We start from the raw sequence: 6,000 nt of genomic DNA, 5'->3' as shown, positions 1-6,000 counted from the left end.
TGACTATGTGATTTCTCGCATGGCCACTTGTGATGCTGATAATCTTTGTGACTATCAGTCCGTACTCACAAGCACCCACACGAATTGCTTGATTCGATTTGTTAAAGAGCGTTTGGTTAAGAACTTTTCGTCTCAACCGAGGCGCGCATTCTACGCTTTCCTCATTTCGTGTCAAGCGTTTATTTTGAAGTTTTTTGCGAGAAACTCGTTTAGCTTCAAACACTTGACTCGCTGCGATCACTCGCTAGCGGGAGGCGAATAATACAGCGTTTAAAACCGCTGTCAACCTTCATCTCAACCGCTATCGACCTTTCGATCGAAGCGCCTCCAACCTCACCTTAACTACCTAACTCATTGAATCTCAAGGAGTTTGTCGTTCCGATGTCGCTGGAAGTGGGGCGCATTATAAGGGGATTCGAAAGCGCGTCAACCCTTAATTTCAAGAAACTTTAATATCGCTGAAAACAAAGCGGGGAGGCCTGTCGGCCTCCCCGCTTCATTTCATCCCTTACAAGCTAGGGAACGCAAACTGCGACGCTTCATGGCTGGCCCGCTGCGGCCAACGCTGAGTGATCGCCTTGCGACGGGTATAGAAGCGCACCCCGTCCGGGCCATAGGCATGCAGGTCACCGAACAGCGAACGCTTCCAGCCACCGAAGCTGTGGTACGCAACCGGCACCGGCAGCGGTACGTTGACCCCGACCATGCCCACTTCGATTTCGTCGCAGAACAGGCGCGCCGCCTCACCGTCACGGGTGAAGATGCAGGTACCGTTGCCATATTCGTGATCGTTGATCAGCTGCATGGCCTGCTCCAGGCTGTTCACGCGCACCACGCACAGCACCGGGCCGAAGATCTCTTCTTTATAGATGCGCATCTCCGGGGTCACGTTATCGAACAACGTGCCGCCGACGAAGTAGCCATCTTCATTACCTGCCACACGGAAACCACGGCCATCCACCACCAGCTTGGCGCCAGCGGCAACGCCGTCGTCGATGTAACCGACAACCTTGTCACGAGCTGCAGCAGTCACCAGCGGGCCCATGTCCAGGCCACAGGAAGTGCCGGCACCAATCTTCAGTGCCTTGATCTGCGGCTGCAGCTTGGCGATCAGGGCATCGGCAACCTGGTCGCCCACGCACACCGCCACCGAGATAGCCATGCAACGCTCGCCGCACGAACCGTAGGCTGCGCCCATCAGCGCGCTGACCGCGTTGTCCAGGTCAGCATCGGGCATCAGCACCGCGTGGTTCTTCGCACCGCCCAGGGCCTGCACGCGCTTGCCGCGCTTGGTGCCTTCGGCATAGATGTACTCGGCGATCGGAGTCGAACCGACAAAGCTCAGTGCTTTCACTTCCGGTGCTTCGATCAGTGCATCAACCGCTTCCTTGTCACCATGCACCACATTGAGGATGCCCTTCGGCAGGCCAGCCTCCAGCAGCAGCTGGGCGATGAACAGGGTCGAGCTCGGGTCACGCTCGGAGGGTTTGAGAATGAAGGCGTTACCGCAGGCGATAGCCAGCGGGTACATCCACAGCGGCACCATGGCCGGGAAGTTGAACGGCGTGATGCCGGCGACCACACCCAGCGGCTGGAAGTCGGACCAGGCGTCGATGTTCGGGCCAACGTTGCGGCTGTACTCGCCTTTCAGCACTTCCGGTGCCGCGCAAGCAAACTCGACGTTCTCGATGCCACGCTTCAATTCACCGGCCGCGTCTTCCAGGGTCTTGCCGTGCTCTTCGCTGATCATCTGCGAGATGCGGGCTTCGTTCTGCTCAAGCAGTTGCTTGAAGCGGAACATCACCTGGGCACGCTTGGCCGGTGGGGTGTTGCGCCAGGCCGGGAAGGCAGCCTTGGCCGAATCGATGGCTTCCTGCACGGTCGCGCGGCTGGCCAGTTCGACCTTGCGTACCGCCTGGCCGGTGGAGGGGTTGAAGACATCGGCGGTGCGCTCACCTTTGGTAACCAGTTCGCCGTGGATCAGGTGCTGAACAATGCTCATGCAAAACTCCGGATAAAGAGGGTTGAGGCAGGCGCGTGAGGGGTTCACGCGCCCTACGTCAAAAGCGGAAAGATCAGTCGATCTGGTTCAAGGCTTCGCCGACCGCGTCGAACAAGCGGTCCAGTTCCTGCGGCTGGGTATTGAAGGTTGGGCCGAACTGCAGGGTGTCGCCACCGAAGCGCACATAGAAGCCGGCTTGCCACAGCTTCATGGCCGCTTCGTAAGGACGCACGATCGCATCGCCATCGCGGGCTGCGATCTGGATCGCGCCAGCCAGGCCGTAGTTACGGATGTCGACGATGTTCTTGGTGCCCTTCACGCCATGCAGCAGCTTCTCGAAGTGCGGTGCCAGTTCCGCAGCCGACTGCACCAGGCTCTCTTTCTGCAGCAGGTCGAGCGCGGCGAGACCGGCGGCGCAGGCTACCGGGTGAGCCGAGTAGGTGTAGCCGTGGGGGAATTCCACTGCATATTCCGGGGTCGGCTGGTTCATGAAGGTCTGGTAGATCTCGCTGGTGGCGATGACCGCCCCCATCGGGATGGCGCCGTTGGTGACCTGCTTGGCGATGCACATCAGGTCCGGGGTGACACCAAAGGCCTCGGAACCGGTCATGGCGCCCATGCGGCCGAAGCCGGTGATCACTTCGTCGAAGATCAGCAGGATGTTGTGCTGGGTGCAGATCTCACGCAGGCGCTTCAGGTAACCCTTCGGCGGCGGCAGCACACCGGCGGAACCCGCCAGAGGCTCGACGATCACCGCAGCGATGTTCGAAGCATCGTGCAGCTCGATCAGCTTGAGCATTTCATCTGCCAGGGCGATACCGCCCTCTTCCGGCATGCCCTTGGAGAAGGCATTCACCGGCAGCACGGTGTGAGGCAGGTGGTCGACGTCCAGCAGCTGGCCGAACATCTTGCGGTTGCCGTTGACGCCACCCAGGCTGGTACCGGCAATGTTCACCCCGTGGTAACCACGGGCACGGCCAATGATCTTGGTCTTGGTAGCCTGGCCTTTCAGGCGCCAGTAGGCACGCACCATCTTCAGCGCGGTGTCGCAGCACTCGGAGCCGGAGTTGGTATAGAAGACGTGATTCAGGTCGCCAGGGGTCAGCTCGGCGATCTTCTCGGCCAGCTGGAACGACAGCGGGTGGCCGAACTGGAACGCCGGGGAGTAATCGAGGGTACCGAGCTGGCGCGCGACCGCTTCGGTGATTTCCTTGCGGGTATGCCCGGCACCACAGGTCCACAGGCCAGAGAGGGCGTCGAAGATCTTGCGCCCCTTGTCATCGACCAGGTAGTTGCCTTCGGCCGCCACGATCAGGCGCGGGTCGCGCTGGAAGTTACGGTTGGCGGTGTAGGGCATCCAGTGGGCATCCAGCTTCAGCTGGCTGGCGATCCCGTTGGGTGCGGTTTCGGGCATGTTCATCGGCGGTTCCTCGGAAGACGATTAGGCAACGATGGATGTTGTTGCAGCTAAATTCGCACGAGGATAAAGTCTGAAAAAGCCTACATTTCTAATCTTCAGGTAGCGCAAGACTAAACTTATGAGCCGACGCCCCGACCCTCTCGCGCAAGTCAGCGATTTCGATATCCGCCTGCTGAAAATCTACCGAAGCGTGGTTGAATGCGGCGGCTTTTCGGCGGCAGAGAACGTCCTGGGGATCGGCCGCTCGGCCATCAGCCAGCAGATGAACGACCTCGAACAGCGCTTGGGTTTGCGCCTGTGCCAGCGCGGCCGTGCCGGTTTCTCGCTGACCGAGGAAGGCCGCGAGGTCTATCACTCGGCACTGCAGTTGCTCAGTGCACTGGAGACCTTCCGTACCGAGGTCAACGGCCTGCACCAGCACTTGCGCGGCGAGCTCAACATCGGCCTCACCGACAACCTGGTCACCCTGCCGCACATGCGCATCACCCATGCCCTGGCCGAACTGAAGGACCGCGGCCCGGATGTGCGCATCCAGATCCGCATGATCGCCCCCAGCCAGGTCGAGCAAGGGGTACTGGACGGCAGCCTGCACGTCGGCGTGGTACCGCAGACCAGCCCGCTGTCCGGCCTGGAATACCAACCGCTGTACAGCGAACGGTCACAGCTCTACTGCGCGGTTGGCCACCCCTTGTTCTACGCCGACAACCAGCAGATCGACGATGACCGCCTCAACAGCCAGGAAGCGATTGCGCCGACCTTCCGCCTGCCCGCGGAAATCCAGGCGCACTATCAGGCCCTCAACTGCACCGCCAGCGCCTCGGACCGCGAAGGCATGGCGTTCCTGATTCTCACCGGCCGCTATATCGGCTACCTGCCCGACCACTACGCCACCTTCTGGGTCCAGCAAGGTCGCCTGCGTGCACTCAAGCCTGCGCAGCGCTTCTATGACCTCAGCCTGAGCTGGGTCACGCGCAAAGGGCGGCGACCGAACCTGGTGCTGGAAAGCTTCCTGGAAAGCCTGGCTGCGACACGCTGATGCCTGCTTCTGACGCTAATGCTTGTTACTTCAGCACAGGCAGGTAATCTTGTCCGACATTCGTTGCCACAGACCCGTCCGGAATCGTCCATGACCCTAGAAGTCCCTGCGCATCGCCTCGCCGCCTCGGGCAAGCCCGCCGGCCGCATCCGCCAGAAGAACGAACAGGCCATCATCCAGGCCGCCGAAGACGAATTCGCCCGCCATGGGTTCAAAGGCACCAGCATGAACACCATCGCGCTGAAGGCCGGCTTGCCCAAGGCCAACCTGCATTACTACTTCACCAACAAGCTCGGCTTGTACATCGCCGTGCTGAGCAACATCATCGAGCTGTGGGACAGCACCTTCAACGCCCTGAGCGTCGAAGACGACCCGGGCGAAGCGCTGAGCCAGTACATCCGCACCAAGATGGAGTTCTCCCGGCGCAACCCACAGGCCTCGCGCATCTTCGCGATGGAAGTGATCAGCGGTGGCACCTGCCTGACCGAATACTTCAGCGCCGACTACCGCGAATGGTTCCGAGGCCGGGCCGCCGTGTTCCAGGCCTGGATCGAGGCCGGCAAGATGGACCCGGTCGACCCGGTACACCTGATCTTCCTGCTCTGGGGCAGCACCCAGCACTATGCCGACTTTGCCACCCAGATCTGCCAGGTCACCGGCCGCAGCCGCCTGACCAAGCAAGACATGGAAGATGCCAGCAACAACCTTATCCACATCATTCTCAAGGGGTGCGGCATCAAGCCGGGTGCCTGACGTTCATCTATGCCTTCTACCCTGCTCGACCTCTGCGAATTTCGCGAGGAAATCCGCAAGAGCCGCTTCATCACCTTCGCCGGCCCGATCAACAGTGCCGCCGAGGCGATGAGCTTCATCGAACGCCACAGCGACCTGGCCGCCACCCACAACTGCTGGGCGTGGAAGATTGGCGGGCAATACCGCAGCAATGACGATGGCGAGCCGGGCGGGACCGCCGGGCGGCCGATTCTTGCGGCCATCGAAGCCCAGGATTGCGACCAGGTGGTGGTGCTGGTGATCCGCTGGTACGGCGGTATCCAGCTGGGCACCGGCGGGCTGGCCCGCGCCTACGGCGGTGGCGCCAACAAGTGCCTGCAGCAAGCCCCCAAGCGGCTGCTGGTCCAGCGCAGCGAGTTCACCTGCAGTTGCACCTTCAGCGAATTGGCCCTGGTGAAACTGCGCCTCGCCGACGTGGATGGCCTGGTGCTGGACGAACAGTTCACCGCCAATGGCGTCGACCTGCAGATTGCCGTGGGCGAAGCTCACCTGCCTTTATTACAGCAGCAGCTGGCAGACCTGAGCCGCGGCCGGATCATCCTCGAAACACGTTGAAGCTTGCCCACAGCAACTGTGGGCTGGCCTGTGGATAAGCTTGGGGCACTCCGGTACACCCCAAGCGCAGCAAGGCCTGCAGAGCATTGAGCAAATTTTGATCACTGTTTGATGACAGCCGTAAGCAACTGAACCTTCAGGACTTATCCCCAGTGTGTCAGGCGTATTGCACAGCCCCTGTGGTTGCGTTTGCTC

The 6,000-nt window shown here is 60.9% G+C and carries 5 protein-coding genes; 3 read left to right on the top strand and 2 right to left on the bottom strand.

Going from position 1 to position 6,000, the window contains the following annotated elements:
• Positions 1 to 508: 508 nt before the first annotated feature.
• Positions 509 to 2,002, bottom strand: coding sequence for a CoA-acylating methylmalonate-semialdehyde dehydrogenase (locus ACIPZ8_RS06130; RefSeq protein WP_400720457.1), 1,494 nt, complete (start codon positions 2,000 to 2,002; stop codon positions 509 to 511).
• 73 nt (positions 2,003 to 2,075) lie between these two features.
• Positions 2,076 to 3,422 (bottom strand): aspartate aminotransferase family protein, encoded by a 1,347-nt coding sequence (locus ACIPZ8_RS06125; RefSeq protein WP_400720454.1) that lies wholly within the window; start codon positions 3,420 to 3,422, stop codon positions 2,076 to 2,078.
• Positions 3,423 to 3,540: 118 nt separating this feature from the next.
• Here ACIPZ8_RS06125 and ACIPZ8_RS06120 point away from each other — a divergent pair, with 118 nt between their 5' ends.
• The 3 genes from ACIPZ8_RS06120 (at position 3,541) to ACIPZ8_RS06110 (ending at position 5,805) form a co-directional block, all read left to right on the top strand.
• A complete protein-coding gene (locus ACIPZ8_RS06120; RefSeq protein ID WP_054886800.1) occupies positions 3,541 to 4,458 on the top strand; it encodes a LysR family transcriptional regulator in 918 nt (305 codons plus the stop codon).
• 90 nt (positions 4,459 to 4,548) lie between these two features.
• The gene (locus ACIPZ8_RS06115; protein WP_400720452.1) at positions 4,549 to 5,211 is read left to right on the top strand and encodes a TetR/AcrR family transcriptional regulator; all 663 of its coding nucleotides are present in this window, start codon (positions 4,549 to 4,551) and stop codon (positions 5,209 to 5,211) included.
• A gap of 9 nt (positions 5,212 to 5,220) precedes the next feature.
• Positions 5,221 to 5,805 carry an IMPACT family protein gene (locus ACIPZ8_RS06110; RefSeq protein WP_400720449.1) on the top strand — a complete coding sequence of 195 codons (585 nt, stop codon included), beginning with the start codon at positions 5,221 to 5,223 and terminating at the stop codon, positions 5,803 to 5,805.
• The last annotated feature ends 195 nt before the right edge of the window (positions 5,806 to 6,000 follow it).

Source organism: Pseudomonas sp. NPDC089422 (assembly GCF_044749405.1).
In the GTDB taxonomy this organism is placed as follows: domain Bacteria; phylum Pseudomonadota; class Gammaproteobacteria; order Pseudomonadales; family Pseudomonadaceae; genus Aquipseudomonas.
This window is presented reverse-complemented; position numbering and strand designations above follow the sequence as displayed.

Bases quoted from the DNA above. Each gene is read 5' to 3' on its own strand.
- ACIPZ8_RS06115 (WP_400720452.1), top strand. From the start codon at position 4,549: ATGACCCTAGAAGTCCCTGCGCATCGCCTCGCCGCCTCGGGCAAGCCC.
- ACIPZ8_RS06125 (WP_400720454.1), bottom strand. From the start codon at position 3,422: ATGAACATGCCCGAAACCGCACCCAACGGGATCGCCAGCCAGCTGAAG.
- ACIPZ8_RS06110 (WP_400720449.1), top strand. From the start codon at position 5,221: ATGCCTTCTACCCTGCTCGACCTCTGCGAATTTCGCGAGGAAATCCGC.
- ACIPZ8_RS06130 (WP_400720457.1), bottom strand. From the start codon at position 2,002: ATGAGCATTGTTCAGCACCTGATCCACGGCGAACTGGTTACCAAAGGT.
- ACIPZ8_RS06120 (WP_054886800.1), top strand. From the start codon at position 3,541: ATGAGCCGACGCCCCGACCCTCTCGCGCAAGTCAGCGATTTCGATATC.